12 protein-coding genes are annotated in these 16,200 nt (G+C 68.2%); 5 read left to right on the forward strand and 7 right to left on the reverse strand.

What is annotated here, in order from left to right; translation table 11 throughout:
* Positions 1–4: 4 nt before the first annotated feature.
* From tssH to tssB, 7 genes are all read right to left on the reverse strand, one after another.
* A complete protein-coding gene (gene tssH / locus JVX91_RS17275) occupies positions 5–2,554 on the reverse strand; it encodes a type VI secretion system ATPase TssH (protein WP_205335419.1) in 2,550 nt (849 codons plus the stop codon).
* Positions 2,554–3,567 carry a type VI secretion system baseplate subunit TssG gene (tssG, locus tag JVX91_RS17280; RefSeq protein ID WP_205335420.1) on the reverse strand — a complete coding sequence of 338 codons (1,014 nt, stop codon included), beginning with the start codon at positions 3,565–3,567 and terminating at the stop codon, positions 2,554–2,556. The genes tssH and tssG overlap by 1 nt, the downstream gene beginning before the upstream one ends.
* Positions 3,531–5,357: a type VI secretion system baseplate subunit TssF gene (gene tssF, locus JVX91_RS17285; protein ID WP_205335421.1), complete on the reverse strand. Its 1,827-nt coding sequence runs from the start codon at positions 5,355–5,357 to the stop codon at positions 3,531–3,533. Before tssF ends, tssG begins: the two co-directional genes overlap by 37 nt.
* Positions 5,341–5,766: a type VI secretion system baseplate subunit TssE gene (tssE, locus tag JVX91_RS17290; protein WP_205335422.1), complete on the reverse strand. Its 426-nt coding sequence runs from the start codon at positions 5,764–5,766 to the stop codon at positions 5,341–5,343. Before tssE ends, tssF begins: the two co-directional genes overlap by 17 nt.
* A gap of 15 nt (positions 5,767–5,781) precedes the next feature.
* A complete protein-coding gene (locus tag JVX91_RS17295; protein WP_205335423.1) occupies positions 5,782–6,279 on the reverse strand; it encodes an Hcp family type VI secretion system effector in 498 nt (165 codons plus the stop codon).
* 71 nt (positions 6,280–6,350) lie between these two features.
* Entirely contained in the window at positions 6,351–7,838 is a 1,488-nt protein-coding gene (tssC, locus tag JVX91_RS17300; RefSeq protein ID WP_205335424.1) for a type VI secretion system contractile sheath large subunit, read from the reverse strand.
* Between the two features lie 22 nt (positions 7,839–7,860).
* Positions 7,861–8,427, reverse strand: a complete 567-nt coding sequence (gene tssB, locus JVX91_RS17305; RefSeq protein WP_205335425.1) for a type VI secretion system contractile sheath small subunit — start codon at positions 8,425–8,427, stop codon at positions 7,861–7,863.
* 225 nt (positions 8,428–8,652) lie between these two features.
* Between tssB and JVX91_RS17310 the strand changes: the two genes are divergently transcribed.
* The 5 genes from JVX91_RS17310 to tssA are packed head-to-tail and all read left to right on the forward strand — an operon-like array spanning position 8,653 to position 16,156.
* Positions 8,653–9,108, forward strand: a complete 456-nt coding sequence (locus JVX91_RS17310; protein ID WP_205335426.1) for a type VI secretion protein — start codon at positions 8,653–8,655, stop codon at positions 9,106–9,108.
* Between the two features lie 53 nt (positions 9,109–9,161).
* On the forward strand, positions 9,162–10,490 hold the full coding sequence (gene tssK, locus JVX91_RS17315; RefSeq protein WP_205335427.1) for a type VI secretion system baseplate subunit TssK: 1,329 nt from the start codon (positions 9,162–9,164) through the stop codon (positions 10,488–10,490).
* Between the two features lie 13 nt (positions 10,491–10,503).
* A complete protein-coding gene (locus JVX91_RS17320) occupies positions 10,504–11,274 on the forward strand; it encodes a DotU/TssL family secretion system protein (RefSeq protein ID WP_205335428.1) in 771 nt (256 codons plus the stop codon).
* Positions 11,271–15,095 (forward strand): type VI secretion protein IcmF/TssM N-terminal domain-containing protein, encoded by a 3,825-nt coding sequence (locus JVX91_RS17325; protein WP_205335429.1) that lies wholly within the window; start codon positions 11,271–11,273, stop codon positions 15,093–15,095. Before JVX91_RS17320 ends, JVX91_RS17325 begins: the two co-directional genes overlap by 4 nt.
* Complete coding sequence (tssA, locus tag JVX91_RS17330) at positions 15,092–16,156, forward strand: type VI secretion system protein TssA (RefSeq protein ID WP_205335430.1); 1,065 nt, start codon at positions 15,092–15,094, stop codon at positions 16,154–16,156. The genes JVX91_RS17325 and tssA overlap by 4 nt, the downstream gene beginning before the upstream one ends.
* Positions 16,157–16,200: the final 44 nt, after the last annotated feature.

The following is a 16,200-nucleotide window of genomic DNA, read 5'->3' on the forward strand; positions in this document are numbered from 1 at the left end:
TCCTCTAATTAAGCACCCATTCCGCCAACTTCCCGGTCACTTCCGCCATCAGTACATTCTCGATATCCCTTGCTCCCGCCGAACTGCACTTGGCCAACACCGCCTTGACGATGGCCGGATCGAAATCGAACTGCTTGCCGGTGGCCGCCTTGTAGCGCTCGCGCAGCTTCTCCAGCTTGGCGATGACGATGCCTTCCAGCGTCGCTTCCTCCAGCGGCCGATAGGGCACCACGGTCATGCGCGCGAGGAAGGCGGCGCGGAAGGCGTGCAGCAGGACCTTGCGCAGGCGTTCGTCGAACACGGGGGTGGCGATCTGTTCGGTCGGGGTGTCGAGCAGCAGTTCGGCGCCGACGTTGCTGGTGGCGAGGATCACGGTGTTCTTGAAGTCCACCACCAGGCCGGTGCCGTCCTCCATCACGCCCTTGTCGAAGACGTTGTAGAAGGCTTCCAGCACATCCGGGTGGGCTTTCTCGATTTCGTCCAGCAGCACCACGGAGTAGGGGCGGCGGCGCACGGCCTCGGTGAGCACGCCGCCAGTGCCATAGCCGACGTAGCCGGGCGGGGCGCCCTTGAGCTGGCTGACGGTGTGGGCTTCCTGGTACTCGGAGAGGTTGATGCTGATGAGGTTGCGCTCGCCGCCATACAGCGCGTCGGCCAGGGCGTAGGCGGTCTCGGTCTTGCCCACGCCGGTGGGGCCGAGCAGCAGGAACACGCCCACCGGCTTGGCCGGGTCGGTCAGGCCCGCGCGGTAGGCCTGGATGCGTTGGGCGATGGTGCCCAGCGCCGCGTCCTGGCCCATTACCCGCTGGCCCATGCGCTGGGCGAGGGTGCGAATGGCGTGGGCTTCGTCGGCGAGCATCTTGCCCACGGGAATCCCGGTCCAACCGGCGATCACCGCGGCGACCGTCTTGGAGTCCACTTGCTCGGGCACCAGTGGATCGTCTTCGCGGATGGCGTCTAGCCCGGCTTCCAGGCGCGCCAGTTCGGCGGCCAGGTGGTCGATGCGACCGTCGAGTTCTTCGTCGGGTTTGGCGGCGTCGGCGCTTTCGCTCAGGGTCAGCAGTTCGCGGCGCGACTGCAGCAGCTCGCGCACCGCTTCGCGTTCCTCCGACCAGCGTTTCTCCAATGCGCGCATGGCCACCAGGTTGCCGGCGGATTCCTGCTCCAGCGCGGTGATCCGCGCGCTGTGGTCCAGGCCGGTGGCCTGCTCGCGGCGCAGGCGCTGCAGCTCTTCTTCCACCGCCAGTTCGCGGTGGCGCAGGTTTTCCAGCGGCGGTGGCACATCGTGCTGGGCCAGGGCGACGCGGGCGCAGGCGGTGTCCAGCACGCTGATGGCCTTGTCCGGCAACTGGCGCCCGGAGATGTAGCGATGGGAAAGCTTCACCGCGTCCTGGATGGCCACGTCGAGCACCTGCACGCCGTGGTGCAGTTCGAGCTTCGCCGCCACGCCGCGCAGCATGTCCACGGCGGTGGCCTCGTCGGGTTCTTCCACCTGCACCAGCTGGAAGCGCCGCGCCAGTGCCGGGTCTTTCTCGAAGTATTTCTTGTACTCCAGCCAGGTGGTGGCGGCCAGGGTGCGCAACTCGCCACGGGCCAGGGCGGGCTTGAGGAGGTTGGCGGCATCGCTGCCGCCCTCGGCACCACCGGCGCCGATCAGCGTATGGGCTTCGTCGATGAACAGGATGATCGGCTGCTCGCTGCTGCGCACCGCGTCGATCACACCCTTCAGGCGCTGCTCGAACTCGCCTTTGACGCCCGCGCCGGCCTGCAACAGGCCCAGGTCGAGCACGCGCAGCACCACGTCCTGCAGCGGCGGCGGTACTTCCCCGGCGGCGATGCGCAGGGCGAGACCTTCGACCACGGCGGTCTTGCCCACGCCCGGGGCGCCGACCAGGATCGGGTTGTTCTGCCGGCGCCGCAGGAGAATGTCCACGCATTGGCGAATCTCGCCGTCGCGCCCGACGATGGGGTCGATCCGTCCGGCGTGGGCGTCGGCGGTGAGGTCCTGGGTGTATTGGTCGAGCACGTTGTCCGGCGCTTGCGCCTTGCCCGGCCGGGCCTTTGCCGGCGCCGCTGCGCCGGGCGGCTGCTCGCGCGAACCGGCGGTCCATTCCAGCAGGTTTTCCCGCAGTGCTTCGTGGGGGATACGCAACAGCGACGAGGCACTGTTGAGCAGCAGCGTGCGGCGCTCTTCGCGGTCGAGCAGGGCAAGCAGCAGCAGGCCCGAACGGACCGCGGGCTGGCCGAGCACACTGGCCTGCAATACCGCGTCTTCGAGCAGGCCGACGGTCTGCGTCGAGAGCGCCGGCGTGCGGGTGCTGCCGATGCGGAACAGCTCCAGCGCGGTGTTGATCTCGCCGACTAGCTGGTCGCGTTCCAGGCCGAAACGGGGCAGCAGCAGCGCCAGGTCACCGCCGTCGATGTCCAGCAGCTCCAGCAGCAGGTGCTCGATTTCCACATAGTGGTGGGTGCGCTGCAGGCAGCGTTGCGCGGCGCGCTCCAGGGCGCGACGGGATTCGGGGTTGAGGCGGCCGATCAGGCTGGCGAGATCCATCAGGTCATCTCCGCGTGGCGCAGATTCAGGTCGATTGGCTGGAGCGTGTTGGTGTCGCGGCTCAGTCCGGTATTCCAGTTCAGTCGCGGGCCGTTGCCCGCGCGCAGGCTCAAGGGGCCGCTGGCGCGTACGAGCAGGCGCAGCCGGCAATCGAGGTCGGGGCCGAAGTAGAGCGCGCACAGGCTGGCCAGCAACGGGTGGGCGTCTCCATCGGGGAGGAAGCGTCGCGCCGTGGTTTCATCGAAGGGGCCGAGTTGCAGGTGAAAGCCGGCGTGTTCATCCCATACGCGAGTCCCCGCGACGGCATCGCGCCCGAGGCCGAGGTTGCTACCGCCGCGTCGGAGCACGCTGCGGCTGGCCGGCGGGATGTCGCGCCAGGCGCCGGCATACGCTTCGCAGCGGGCGGACACACCGAACTGCTGGCGCACCATGGCGGCGAATGCGGCCAGCGAGCGGCGGCGGCCGGAGAAGCGTGCCCCACGGGCGAGAACCGCGCTGTCAGGCAGCGCATTGCGTTCCTGCAGGCCGCCGGGCAGCAGGCCGACCAGCGCGCGCAGCGGTCGCTGCAACGGTGCGCTATCGGGAGCCTGGTAGCCAAGCGCCAGGCGATGCTTGCGCAGCACCCGATAGAGCAGGCTGAGCAGGCGGTGCTGGAACAGGTCGAGGAACTCTCCAGGGGCGTGATCCTTCAACCGTGCCCGTTGCTGCAGCCATTCCTGGTAGGCGTAGGGCAGGGCGCCGTCGGCTCCGCCGAGGCCGAAGATCGCGGTGCTCAGTTGCGGTCGTCCGTCCACCTCGTCCAGCGCGCTGATCTGGCTGGGTTCGAATACCGGCGTCAGCGGGCCGCGCAGGCGCAGCGCTTCGGCTTCCGGCAGGCTGCCCTGGCCCAGCGACGTGGCGTCGGGGCATTCGCGCTCGAGCAGCAGCAGGGCCTGCAGCCATTCGAAGGCATGCGGCTCGGCACGCAGGCGCTGGCTCAGAGGGCGAGCGGTTGGCCGGCCTGGGGTTGCCATCGGCGGATCTCCTGGTCGGACTGCATGAGCACGGTGCGCACGAAGCGATTGGGATTGGCATAGAGCGAGAAGAACTGCGCCAGCACGGCGCTGAACAGGACGGCGCTGGCGCCGACGAACGCCTGGCGGTCCAGGTGCACGCGTACCTCCAGGCCATTGCGCCAACCGCGCCAGGCATCCTCGCCGACGCGATCGACCACGCGAACGCAATCCAGCTTCTGCAACCCTTCCACTTGGCGATAGGCGCCGTTGTCGCTGGTGAAGTTGTGCAGGCCGAGGATTTCCCGCAGCGCGTCCAGTGCCTGCGGTCCCTCCACCAGCGACAGGTGATTGAGGGTCAGGTGCGACACCAGTTGCCAGCGTGAGGGGCCATCCAGCCGGGGCTGGAGCTGTCGGCTGGGCGCGCGCAGCAGGCTGATCCGCGCGACGGGACCGGGGCGTTCGAACGCCAGGGCGATGCCTGCCGGCAAGCGCTCGGCCAGGCCCCGATTGGTGCACAGCAGTTCGGCGGTGAGGCTGTATTCGGGGGCGTCGTGCAGCGGTTGCAGGCCGGTGTCGACCAGGCTGAGCAGCAGGTCGCTGCCGCGCCGGTTCGGTGTCATGCCTTCCACGCGGCGGGCGTGCCAATACAGTCCCTGGTCGCCGGGCAGGTGTTGTCCGCCGTGATAGGCCGCGACTTCCACGACGCCCCGCGGGCCGCTGGCGCGCAGCGAACGGATGCTGTGGATTTCCACGCTGTTCTCGCGGTGGGCGTCGGCGACCAGGCGATATTCGCTCTGCGTGCCGTCCGGGCGCAGGGGCTCTGAGGTGCGCGGGAACAGGTTGATCGCCGGCACGCAGCCCAGTGCGAGGTCGCTGGCCTGCAGTGGCAGGCGCCCCGGTGCGGCTCGGTCGAAGGTCACGTAGAGCTGCAAGGTTTCCCCGCTGGCGCGCAGGTCGGCCAGTGGCAGGTCGATGAAGGCGAATTTTTCGGGGAAGGCGAAGTATTCGGCGAGCAGGCGCAGGCCGGGGTGAATCAGGTCGTCCTCCGGCAACAGCGCCTGTTCGGCGGCGAAGCCCACCAGGCGCGGCAAGCCGCGCAGGCGTTGCGGGATGGCACCTTCAGGGCCGGCCAGCAGGGCGCTGGCATGGGCGCCCAGCAAGTCGAGCAGGGTGGCATTGGTCACCGCGCTGGCGCACAGGTGCAGGCGCAGGTGATCGATGGCCAGCGCCGCCCAGCCATCGGCGTCGAGGCAGCGCAGGTCCAGGCGCAGTGCCGCCCGCGCGCCGGCCACGCCTGTGAGCGCCTGGGCTTCCTCGGCACCCAGCAGCACGGCGTCGGTGATCTGCAGAGGCCAGACCGTCACGTCGTCGGTGGTGCGCCAGTGCAGCGTCTGGCCACGCAGCTCCGGCGGCAGTTCGATGCGTTCCTGGCCGGGCACGCTGATGAACAGCGGGGTGCCGCGCGGCAGCCGGTATCCGGCGGCGAGGCTGCCCTTGGTGGGGTCGGGCTCGAACCGTACGACGGCGCAGGAGGGGAGTGGGCGCAGTGCCAGGGGATAGAGTTGCTCCAGCAGGGCATCGCTGAACTGCGCGTAATCGTCATCCAGGCGCCGTTGCAGGCGCGCGGCAAGCAGGGCGAATCCTTCCAGCAGGCGTTCGACGTGGGGGTCCGCGCATTCTCCCGCGCTCAGTTCCAGGCGCCGGGCCACCTTCGGGTAGCGCGCGGCGAAACCGGCGCCGGCGTGGCGCAGCCAGGTCAGTTCGCGCTGGTAGTAATCCAGCAGTTCGGCATCAATCGAATCGCTCATGGCGTACTTCCAGTGTCCCGCCGGTGGGTGTCAGGTCGAACAGCAGTGGTGCGCGACGTGGGTCCTGGCGCAGGGTGCCGTGCAGGCGCGCGCGCAGGCGCTGGGGTTGCTGCGGATCGGGCTCCACCGTGACCTCGGCGAGCTCCAGGCGGGGCTCGAAGCGCTGGATGGCGCGGCGGATTTCCCGCGCCAGCAAGCGCCGGTCGCTGTCGCGCCGGGCCTGCAGCGCCGTCCAGTCGAGGATGCCGTAGTCGAGGATGCCGGCGCCGCCACGCGCCGGACTGCGGCTGTTGAGCAGGCGCGACAGCTCCCGCGACACCGAGGCGCAGAGTGCCTCGAGGTCGAACGCGTCGCGGCCGTCCTGCTCGGCGAGGCGTTCGAACAGCGGCGGCAGCCCATAGCCGGACATCGCGCGGCGCCGCTATCAGCTGGCCAGCTTGTTGGCGGCCATGTCCCAGGTGGAAGCGGCGGTGCCTTCCTTGCTGCCATCGTCCTTCTGCGCGGTGAGCTCCCATTTGATCTTGGTGAAGTTCAGCGAAAGGGTTTCCACCGGCTTGCCGCCTGCGCCGCCACTGACGCTGACGTTGGAGAGCACCACGTTGCTCAGGGTGTAGACGATGAAGGGCATGATCTTGCCGTCGCCCTCGGCGGCGTTGCGGCCGATGGTGACGGTGGTGGTGGCGATCGGCTTGCCGGCGCAGCAGTACTCGTTGAGGGTCGGGGTGGAGGTGTCGACGAACTTGGTCAGGGTGAACTCGCCGACGTGGGGCTTGCCGGAGGTGCGCTCCGAGTTGCTGACATCGTTGGTCACCTGCATGGCCACGTTATGGCTGTAGGACATGACCTCGATCTTGTTTTCGTAGCCGGTCAGCAGGCAATCGCCTTTGATGTCGTCGCCGAAGTCGAGAATGATCGCATCCATGGTTTGGAACTCCGCTGCTTATGGGAAGAATGGGGTAGGCGAGGGGCCGGCCATGCGGTCGGCCCCCTGGCTCAGGCCGCCACCGGCGGCGGCAGGTTGGCTACCAGGCGGATGGACGCGGTCAGTTCCTCCAGCTGGAAGTGCGGCCGCAGGAACACGGTGGCGCGATACACGCCTGGCTTGCCGGCCACTTCCGTGACGTCCACGCGCGCCTCGCGCAGCGGGTATTGCGCCTTGATCTCCTGGGGGGCGTTGTCGTTGATCAGCACGTAGTCGGCGATCCAGTTGTTGAGGTAGGTCTGCACGTTGTCGCGGGTCATGAAGCTGCCCACCTTGTCGCGCATGATCACCTTCAGGTAATGGGCGAAGCGCGAGGCCGCCAGCACATACGGCAGCATGGCCGAGAGGCGGGCATTGGCGTTGGCCTCATTGGTGTTGTAGAGCCTGGGCTTGTTGGTGGTCTGGCCGCCGAAGAACACGGCGAGGTCGGTGTTCTTCTTGTGGCACAGGGCGACGAAGCCCAGGTCGTTGAGTTCCTTCTCGCGGCGGTCGGTGATCGCGACTTCGGTGGGGCATTTCAGCGACAGGTCGCCAGCGTGGGTGCGGAAGGTGTGCGCCGGCAGGCCTTCCACCGCGCCGCCGCCTTCGGCCCCGCGGATCGCGGCGCACCAGCCGTAGCGCGCGAACGCCTCGGTGATGCGCTGCGCGAGGACCCACGCGGCGTTGCCCCAGAGGTACTTGGAGTGATCGGTGCCGTCGACCTTCTCGATGAAGTTCATGCCTTCCACCGGCTGGGTGTCCGGACCGTACGGCAGGCGCAGGAGGAAGCGCGGCAAGGCCAGGGTGACGTAGCGCGAATCCTCGCTCTCGCGGAACGAACGCCACTTGATCAGCTCCAGGCTCTCGAACACCTTGCTGAGGTCTCGCGGCACCGCCAGTTCGGTGAAGCTGCCCATGTCGAACAGGCGCGGGCTGGCGGCGGCGATGAAGGGTGCGTGGGCCGCGGCGGCGACATTGGAGAGCTTCTCCAGCAGCGCGATGTCCTGCGGGTGGCGGCCGAAGTGGTAGTCGCCCAGCAGCAGGCTGAAGGGATGCCCGCCGAAGGTGCCGTACTCCTCTTCGTAGATTTTCTTGAAGAGCGTGCTCTGGTCGAACTCGACGGCTTTCTCCAGATCGTTCTGCAGTTCCTGCTGGCCGACGTTGAGCAGCCGGAGTTTCAGCCGCGTGCCGGTCTCGGAGTTCTGCACCAGCTGATGCAGGCCGCGCCAGGACGCTTCGAGCTTCTGCAGCTCGGGGTGATGGAGGATCTCGTTGAGCTGCGCGCTGATCAGCTCGTCGATCCGGCTGATGCGGTCGTTGATCATCGCCACGGTGTCCTTGCTGACGGTCATGCCTTCGTCGAGGACCTGGGTGGCGAACTCCGCGAGCATGTCGCGGGCGTATTCCTGCTGGCTGTCGTCGTGGGCCATGCGGCCTTCGGCGATGATGCGGTCGAGCAGGTCGAGTGTCTGGGTGCTGCCTTCGGCGCCTTGCGCCGCAGCGGAGCTGGTGTTGGCCATTGCGTTGCTCTCCTGGGCGGGATCAGGCTTGCGGTTCGGTGGGCGCTTCGCCGTCGGCGGCGTCGGTCGCATCGTTGGCGGCGCCGGCATCGGCGGTCACCGGGTGGGTGGCGCGGATTTCCTGCAAGCCTTCGGTGTTGCTCACCACGTCCTGCAGCAACTGGTCGAGTTCGTCGTTGCCGTCGAGCTTGGTGAGCAGGTCGCGCAGGCGCTGGCGGGCCTCGAAAAGGCGGCGCAGCGGCACTACCTGGTTGACGATGCTGACCGGGTCGAAATCGTCGATGTGCCTGAAGTTCAACTCGACGTTGAGCCGGGTGCCGTCGTTGCTCAGGGTGTTGTCCACCTGCAGTGCCACGCGGGGAGCGGTGGAGGCCAGTACGGCGTTGAAGTTGTCGCGGTCGATCTCGGTGAAGCGGCGTTCGCCGAGCTTGGGTAGCGGGGTGGCCGGCTTGCCGGAGAGGTCGGCGAGGATGCCGACCACCAGAGGCAATTCCTTCTTCTCGATGGCGTTGCCGATCTCGACGTCGTAGGTGATCTGGACCCGGGGAGGACGTACCCGGTCGAGCTTGTGCTGTGTGCTCTCTGCCATGCTGGCGAACTCCGCTGCAAATGAAACGGGCACGCCGCAGCGGGGTCGCTGTCGTCGCGCTCCTTTGCTGGATCACACACGACAGGAAAGGGGATGAATCGAGCCTGTCCTTGGCGATCCCATCTTGCGCTCATCAGTCGACGAGCTACCCAAGCACGCTAGATCAGGTTTATAAAAACGCAAATGCGGAAATTCTTCCTGACAGTCATTTCACAAGGACGTTTCATGAAGTCGACGAAAGCCTGCCTGTGTGGTGTGCTGTTGGTGGTTCTGGGTGGCTGTTCCTGGTTCGGCCCCAAGGTCGACGTGGATCGCCTCACCCTGGACGTGGCGAGCAAGGCCAACGGCGATGCGCCGATTGCCGTGGATTTCATCGCGGTACGCGATGCCGACCTGCTCAAGCTACTGTCATCGATGACTGCCAAGCAGTGGTTCAGCGACCGCGAGCAGTACCGTCGCGACTACCAGCAGCAACTGAGCGTGTGGAGCCTGGAGCTGGTGCCCGGGCAGTTCATGGAGGCCAGGGATTTTCCCCTGGCCGGCAAGCCGGCGGCTGGACTTTTGGTCTTTGCTGGCTATAACACTCCCGGCGCCCATCGCATGCGACTGGAGCAGCAACCGGATATCTGGCTGCGCTTCGACAGCCGGGAAATGCGCCTGCTCCGTGCCGATGCGCACTGAGCCAGCGCCTGCGGGCGACCCGTGACAACCTAGGACGTCGTAGGGGGAGTAGTGTGAAAGTTCTGCCTGACGCGGTGTGCTGGCACGAAGGGATGCAACTGCTTCCCCAGCATTTTCAGCTCCAGGGGTTGCGCGGGGAGGTACTCGCCGCACGCCTGGCCCATGCGGCCAACCCTTGGTTCTGGGGACTCGAATATCTGGAACTGGACCCGTCCGCGCTGAGTGGCGGGACCGTTCGACTACTGGCACTGGAGGCGATCCTGCCCGATGGCCTGCCGGTCAGCCTGGCCGCCGGCGAGACCCTGGCCTTCGATGCGCGGACGGCTATCGCCGAGTCCTCCGATGCCAGCATCCTGCTGTACCTTGCCGTCAGTCCGCTGGCTCGCGCCGGGCAGGTGTTGCCGTTGCGCGGGCGCCTGCAATCGGCCAATGCGCTGGCGGTGCCGGACCTGGCCAGTGGCGAGAATCCCGAACCCATCGTGGTCTGGCGCCCGGCACTGCGCCTGGTGACCGAGGCGCAGAAGGCCGACTCGATCTGCCTGCCGCTGTTGCGCGTCGGCAAGGACGCCGGAGGCTTCGTCTGCCTGCCGTACGTGGCGCCGACACCGCGAGTGACGCCCAGCTCGTCGCTGGGTCAGGCGCTGGTGTCGCTGTGCGCACGGGCGCGGGAAAAGTGCGTGTTCCTCTCCGGCCGCCTGCGCCAGGCGCAACAGGCGGAAAACACCGAGGACAGCCAGGAGATCCGCCGCCAACTGGCCGCGCTCTGGGCTCGCCTGCCGGAGCTGGAGGCTGCCCTCTACGGTGGCGCCGCCACGCCGGCGCACCTGCACGGCCTGCTCTGCGGGATGGCGGGCAGCTGGAGTGCGCTGGACCCGTTGGGTGGCGTACCGGCCTTCCCGCCGTTCGACTTCCAGGACCTGCTGCGCACCTTCGCGCCGCTGATCGAGTGGCTCGACGCCACGCTGGCGCGCGTTCGCGCCGGTTACCGCAGCCTGCCCTTCGAGCGGCAGGGTAATGATTTCGCGCTGCTCCTGCCGGATTTGCGCTCCTCCAGCCAGCGCCTGGTGATCGGTCTGCGCATGCCGCCCGGCTACGGGGAAGGGCAGGCGCAGGAGTGGCTGTCCGGCTGCATCGTCGGTTCCGAGGGGAGTCTCGCCACCCTCGGCCGGCAACGCATGTCGGGCCTGGAGCATCAGTCGATGAGCCGTGCCGAACAGATCGCCTATAGCGTGGGCGAGGATACCCATCTGTTCGTCGTGCAGGCCGACGGCGACTGGTTCGATCCGGCCCAGCGGCTATGCCTGAGAGCACCTCTGCAGTCGGGCGGCAATGGCCCCTGGCAGGTGGTCCTGTTCATCGTGGACGGCGCCGGCGGCGCCTGAGGCAGGAAGCGAAATGCCCGAAGGGAGTTCGGCGATCTATCCCGCGACGTTCGGCGAGGCACCTTTGAGCCGCGCCTTCCAGCTTGGCTGGGTGCAATGGCGGCAGAGCTGGGAAGCGCTGCGCGAGTCGGCGGGGGATGACACGGCGATCAGCGAGAGAGTCGCCGATGAAGCCCAGGCCGTGGTGCGCCGACTGTGGCGCAGCGCCTTCGCCCAGGTCGGTGACTCGGCGAGCGAACAGGTCAAGGCGATGGTCTACGCCTTCGTCGCCCTGCTCGATGAAAACCTGCTCTTCGAGCCATGGGCCGGCCAGTCGGTCTGGCAGGAGCGGCCGCTGGAGGCGCGCCTCTACGCCACTCGCAACGCGGGAGAGCGCGTGCCGCAAGCGATCCATCGCCTACTGGAAACCCGTGCACCTGGCACTCGCGACCTGGCCAACGTCTACCTGCAATGCCTGCTGCTGGGTTTCCACGGGCGCCTGCGCGGACACAAGGGTGAGGCGCTGCACGAGAAATGGCGGCAGGCATTGTTCGCCCACGCCTGGCAGCGCGATGCCGATAGCCAGACCCTGCTGGAAACGCTGGCGCGTCCGGCGGGCGGCGCACCGATCCGCCTGCCGCTGCGTCGCGCCTTGCCCGACGGCTTTCGCCTGGTGTTGGCGATAGCGGCCGGCACGGCATTGCTGGTGGTGCTCGGACACTGGCTGTGGAGCGATGTGCAGGGCGCCCTGGAGCCCGTGCTGGACCTCGCCGGCACCGGCCTGATGTCGGGACGGTTCGTGTGAGCGGGTGGCTGGTACTGGCCCTGGTCCTCCTGCTGCTGGTGCTGGCGGCGGCCGGTTTCTACCTGTGGTGGCGCAGCAAGGGCGGCGAGGCGGTGCGGGCGTTCTATCTGACCGTGCGGCAGATGGAGCAGGACCAGGATGTCGCCGATCGCTATCAAGTGCCGTGGTTCCTGCTGCTCGGCGACCCCTTGCTGGGCGAGCGCTTCGGCGCCGACTGGGGGCTGACCCCGGCGGGGCGAGCGGCGTGGTTCGGGCGTTGGTGGGCCGATCAGGACGGCGCGCTGCTGGCGGTGCCACCGTCGCTGTTCCTGGCGCCGGAGGGCGCGGCGGGCTCGCCGCGTGCCTGGCGACGGTTGCTGAGCCTGCTGGTGCGGTTGCGGCCCCGGCGTCCGCTGGATGCCATCGTGTGGGTGCTGCCCGTGCAGCGCTTGCTCGATCCCGCCAGCCTTGCCCAGGAGAGCCTGCAACTGCGCCGCCGCTTCAACGATATTCTGCTGCGCCTGGGGTTGAGCCTGCCGGTCTATGTGGTGGTCAGCGGCCTGGAGGAACTGGAGGGATTCGCCGAGCTGCGCGCCCAGCTTCCCGAGGATGCGCGCGAGCGCCCGCTGGGTTGGTCGTCTGTCTTGCAGGCCGATGCCGCCTGGCAGGATGACAACCTCGATCGCGGGTTCGACCAGGTGCTGCAGGCCCTGCAGGCGGCCATCCTCGAAGCGGGGGTGCTCAAGGGGCAGTTGAGCGATGCGCTGTATCGCTTTCCCAATACGCTGGCGACCTTGCGCGAGGGCTTGCGCCAGCGCCTCGCCCCGGTCTTCCAGGGGAATGCCCTGGGCGAGGCGCCACGCCTTCGCGGCCTGTACTTCAGCGGTGCCTGCCGGCTCGCGGATAACGATCCGTGGACGGTTTCCACCCTCGAGGAAGCGCCGGCGCAACAGGTCTTCATCCGTGGACTCTGGCAGACACGCCTGCTGGCCGAGCGTGGGCTGGCCCAGGCCGTGTCGCGCATCCTGCGGCTGCGGCAACGCTCGCAGCGGATCATGGGCGGGGTGGCCGGCGTGGTCGGCGTCGTGTGGTTGCTGGCCATGCTCTGGGTCTGGCATGTGGATTCGCAGGAGGCACAGGTGCTCGGGCAGCGCATCCAGGCGATGCAGCGCGATCACGGCGATAGCGCGAGCGGCGGCGAAGCGGCGAACGAGATTGCGCGCCGGCGCCTGCAAGCCTACTGGTCGCTGCTGCAGGGCTCCACGCGCTGGCACTATTCCTCGCTGGTGTTTCCCAGCTCCTGGTTTTCCGGTTTCGATGGGCGGATGGATGGCTTGCTCCGCGACCTTGCCCGCCGCGAGGTGCTGGTGCCCCTGCAGCAGTCGCAGACCGCTGAGCTGGCGCGCCTGAAGGCGATCCGCAGCACCGAGCGCCGCGCCAATGTCCAAAGCGACAGCCCCGAGCAGTGGCCGAACTTCGTCGCCGCGCGCGACCTTGCCACCGGCGTCCTGGCCTTCGAGCAGCGCAATCGCTGGTACACCGAGCTGCGCGCCGGCACCGCGAAGAACGCGCTGGAGAGTCTGTCCAAGCTGGGCAACGAGGCCTACGGGCTGAGTCTGGATCCGGCCAATCTGCGCGATTCGGGCTACCTGGAAGCGGTGCTCGGCCAAGGCATTCCCGCCGCTCCGGCGCCGGTGGACCCGTGTCCGAAGGACGGCCCGCTGGCGCGCAATTTCCGCGAGCTGATGGGGTTGTGGCTGGACCAGTTCTTCCTGGCCGACAACTTCGTCCGCCCGGCAGGTTTCCTGCGCCTGCACCTCAACGAGCTCAAGGCCCGGCAGGGCAACCGGCTGGAGGAGTTGGAGGAAACCGGTGCCCTGGTCGACGCCCTGCGCAACATGGTCGAGCTGACCAATGCCGCCTGGAGCCATGGCAATGCCCAGGAAATCGTGCCGGGCTACCGCGCCTTGCTCGACGATGCCCGCCAGAGTTATCTGCTCGGCCCGACAATCGAGGCATCGGTGGTCAGCCAGGCGAACAAGCTGCAGCGTGCCTTCCATGACCAGTGGATCGCCGCCGCCGGCTCGCGGGACAACCTGCTGCAACTGCAGCCGGGCGGCACGCTGATGCTGCAGGACCATGTCGTGGCGCTGGGCACTTCCATCGATTCGCTGCTGCGCCAGGATTTCGCCGGTACCGCGCTGCGCCAGCAGGACGACCAGGCTACCGACCCGCGCCGGTTGGGCAACATCGATGCCCACGCACTAAATACCGCGCTGGCCTACTACGACAGCTACCGCAAGTACCGTGAACAGGAACAGGCACGCGTGCCGGCCGAGTACCGCGATGCCCTGGCCGAGAGTGCCGCTGCCGCCGCCGCGAGCGCCATGTGGGGCAGCCTTACCGAATCCGCGGCGCCGAGCGTGGCGGCATCCGCCAGCGCCTTCGACGTGCCGCTGGAGCCGGCGGAGCAGGTCCGCGAAGCCTTCGCCGCCCTGCAGCGCAAGGACCTCGCCAGCGCGCTGGATGCCCACCTGACACGCAGTGCGCTGGCCGATGTCGACCAGGCGCTGGCCTCGGTCAATGCCTTGCCGCTGTTCCGCGTGCGCAGCGAGGTGTCGGCGTGGGATGGCTCGCGCAACTTCGGCCTGCAGTTGTATCGCTCGGCCGATACGCAGGACCTCAAGCGCACCCTGAACCAGCAGTTCGACACCATGCTCGCCCAGAGCGAAACCCACGCGCCGGCGCTGGCCTGGCTGCGCGGTCGGAACAACCTCGGGTACGCCGACCAGGACAAGGTGCGCCGCTTCGCCGACCTGAGCGACGAGCTGGCCAAGTACAAGGCGCAGAATCCGATCAGCTCGCCGATGCTGCTCGACCAGTTGCTCAGCCGCGACTTCATCGAGATGGATGCGAGCTCCTGCGCCGGCATTCTCAAGACGTCGGCCCTGGTATTCGGCCAGGGCGACCTCGCGCGCTTCACCCGTGGCCTGCACGACCAGGCGCAGCAACGCTGCCTGGAGCTGCAGCAGAAGGACGCCGCGGCCGCCTGGGCAGCCATCGCCGATTACTTCGATCAATACCTCGCCAACCGCTTCCCGTTCGCCTACAGCCTGCAGGCGGAGGACGCCGATCCCGCGCGAGTGCAGCACTTCGTCGAACTGCTCGACCAGCACCTGGCGCGCGCCCAGCAGGGCCTGCAGCTCAGCCAGTCGGCGGACCGGGTGGCAGCGGCGGATTTTCTCGCACGCCTGCAACTGGCCAGAGCCTGGCTTGGCCCCTTGTTCGTGCGGGATAAGGGCGGCGCGCAGGGAGTGGACCTGGACGTGCGCTGGCGGACCGACCGCGAGGCCGAGCGCGGCGCCGACCAGGTCATCGTGTGGAACCTGTATGCCGCCGACCGCCAGCTGAGTTTCCCCGGCGCCGAGGGGCAGCGCCTGCACTGGAGCGTTGGCGAGCCGGTGAAACTCATGCTGCGCTGGGCCAAGGACAGTCCGCAGCGGCCGGACATCGATCCGCAACAGCCGAGCATGGCCGTGGCCGATCTCGAGGCCGGCTGGGAATACGGCGGCCCCTGGGCGCTGCTGCGCCTGCTGCGTTCGCACGTCACCCTGCAGCGCCAACCCAGCACGGACTACACCGATTTCCCGCTGGCGCTGCAGGTGCCGGTGCGCGTGCCCAATGGCCGGGCGCCCGATGCGCGCCTGTTCGTCCGCGTCTCGCTGATGACCCAGGATGCCAAGCAGCCGCTGTCGCTTCAGCCGCTTCCGGTGCGAGCGCCGCGCACGCCTTTCAGCGGCGTCGGCATCGCCACCTTCGCCGGCACCCAGGAGTTGCCATGATTACCGACGAGGCTTACCAGGCGCTGCTGCAACCCTTCCCCGGAGAAGACGTCTGCGGCCAATCACTGCGCCATGATCCGATGCTGGATCGCTTGCGCGAACTGCGCCGCGAAGATGACCTCAGCCTGCCCGCGGGTGTCTGGCAGGCCGAGCCCAAGCGAGCCGACTGGCACGCTGTCGCGATGTTGGCCGAGGATATGCTGGCGCAGCGCAGCAAGGACCTGATGGTCGCCGCCTACCTGGGCGAGGCCTGGACGATCCTCGATGGCACCGCCGGACTGGCCGCCGCGCTGGGGTTGCTGGCCGACCTGGCCGAGACCTTCGGCGAGCGCCTGCATCCCCAGGCCCCCGATGGTGACCTGGCCTGGCAGGCGGCGCCGGTGGCCTGGATTTCCCGGCGCTATGTCGAACTCGTGCGGACGCGCCTGCCGCTGTGTGCGGACTGGCCGGACATGCCCCTGGCGGCCTGGCAGGAGCTGCAGCGCAGGCAAGTGCTGGCCAGCGAGAACAAGGTCGACAAGGCCAGTGCCGAGGCGGCGCGCCAGGAGCAGAAGAGGCTGGACGAGGTCATCCGCAGTGGCGCCGTCGGCGGCTGGGGCGCCACCCTGGCGCATCTGCAAGCGGCGTCGCGGCACCTGGAGCGCCTGGAGGCCTGGTGCGACCGCCAGTTGCAGGACGAGGCGCCGAGCCTGCAAGGACTGGCGTCATCCATTCGAAGCGTCGACACCATCATCCGGGGGTTCCAGGCCATGGCACCGCACGAGCAGGAAACGGCCACGCCCGTTCAACCCGAACAGGCTTCCGCGGCGGCTGCCGCGCCATCGGCGACATCCGAGCGGGTGGCGTTCGACGGCGTGCCCCGCGACCGCGAGGACGCCTACCGGCAGCTTGCCGCGATCGCCGACTACCTCGCACGGACCGAACCACACAGCCCGGTGCCCTACGTCGTGCGTCGCGCCGTGGAGTGGGGGCGGATGCCGCTGAGCGCGTTGCTCGACGAACTGGTCAACGCCGATGCCGAGGCGCGTCGGGTGTGGGTCATGCTCGGGGTGTTGCGCTGACGCGGAAGATTGTCGACGAGAAAATCCACCCGGTTTCCGTGATC

Source organism: Pseudomonas sp. PDNC002, assembly GCF_016919445.1.
Lineage (GTDB): Bacteria > Pseudomonadota > Gammaproteobacteria > Pseudomonadales > Pseudomonadaceae > Pseudomonas.

Bases quoted from the DNA above. Each gene is read 5' to 3' on its own strand.
- tssC (WP_205335424.1), bottom strand. From the start codon at position 7,838: ATGGCCAACACCAGCTCCGCTGCGGCGCAAGGCGCCGAAGGCAGCACC.
- tssB (WP_205335425.1), bottom strand. From the start codon at position 8,427: ATGGCAGAGAGCACACAGCACAAGCTCGACCGGGTACGTCCTCCCCGG.
- JVX91_RS17320 (WP_205335428.1), top strand. From the start codon at position 10,504: ATGCCCGAAGGGAGTTCGGCGATCTATCCCGCGACGTTCGGCGAGGCA.
- tssE (WP_205335422.1), bottom strand. From the start codon at position 5,766: ATGTCCGGCTATGGGCTGCCGCCGCTGTTCGAACGCCTCGCCGAGCAG.
- tssG (WP_205335420.1), bottom strand. From the start codon at position 3,567: ATGGCAACCCCAGGCCGGCCAACCGCTCGCCCTCTGAGCCAGCGCCTG.
- JVX91_RS17295 (WP_205335423.1), bottom strand. From the start codon at position 6,279: ATGGATGCGATCATTCTCGACTTCGGCGACGACATCAAAGGCGATTGC.
- JVX91_RS17310 (WP_205335426.1), top strand. From the start codon at position 8,653: ATGAAGTCGACGAAAGCCTGCCTGTGTGGTGTGCTGTTGGTGGTTCTG.
- tssA (WP_205335430.1), top strand. From the start codon at position 15,092: ATGATTACCGACGAGGCTTACCAGGCGCTGCTGCAACCCTTCCCCGGA.
- tssF (WP_205335421.1), bottom strand. From the start codon at position 5,357: ATGAGCGATTCGATTGATGCCGAACTGCTGGATTACTACCAGCGCGAA.
- tssH (WP_205335419.1), bottom strand. From the start codon at position 2,554: ATGGATCTCGCCAGCCTGATCGGCCGCCTCAACCCCGAATCCCGTCGC.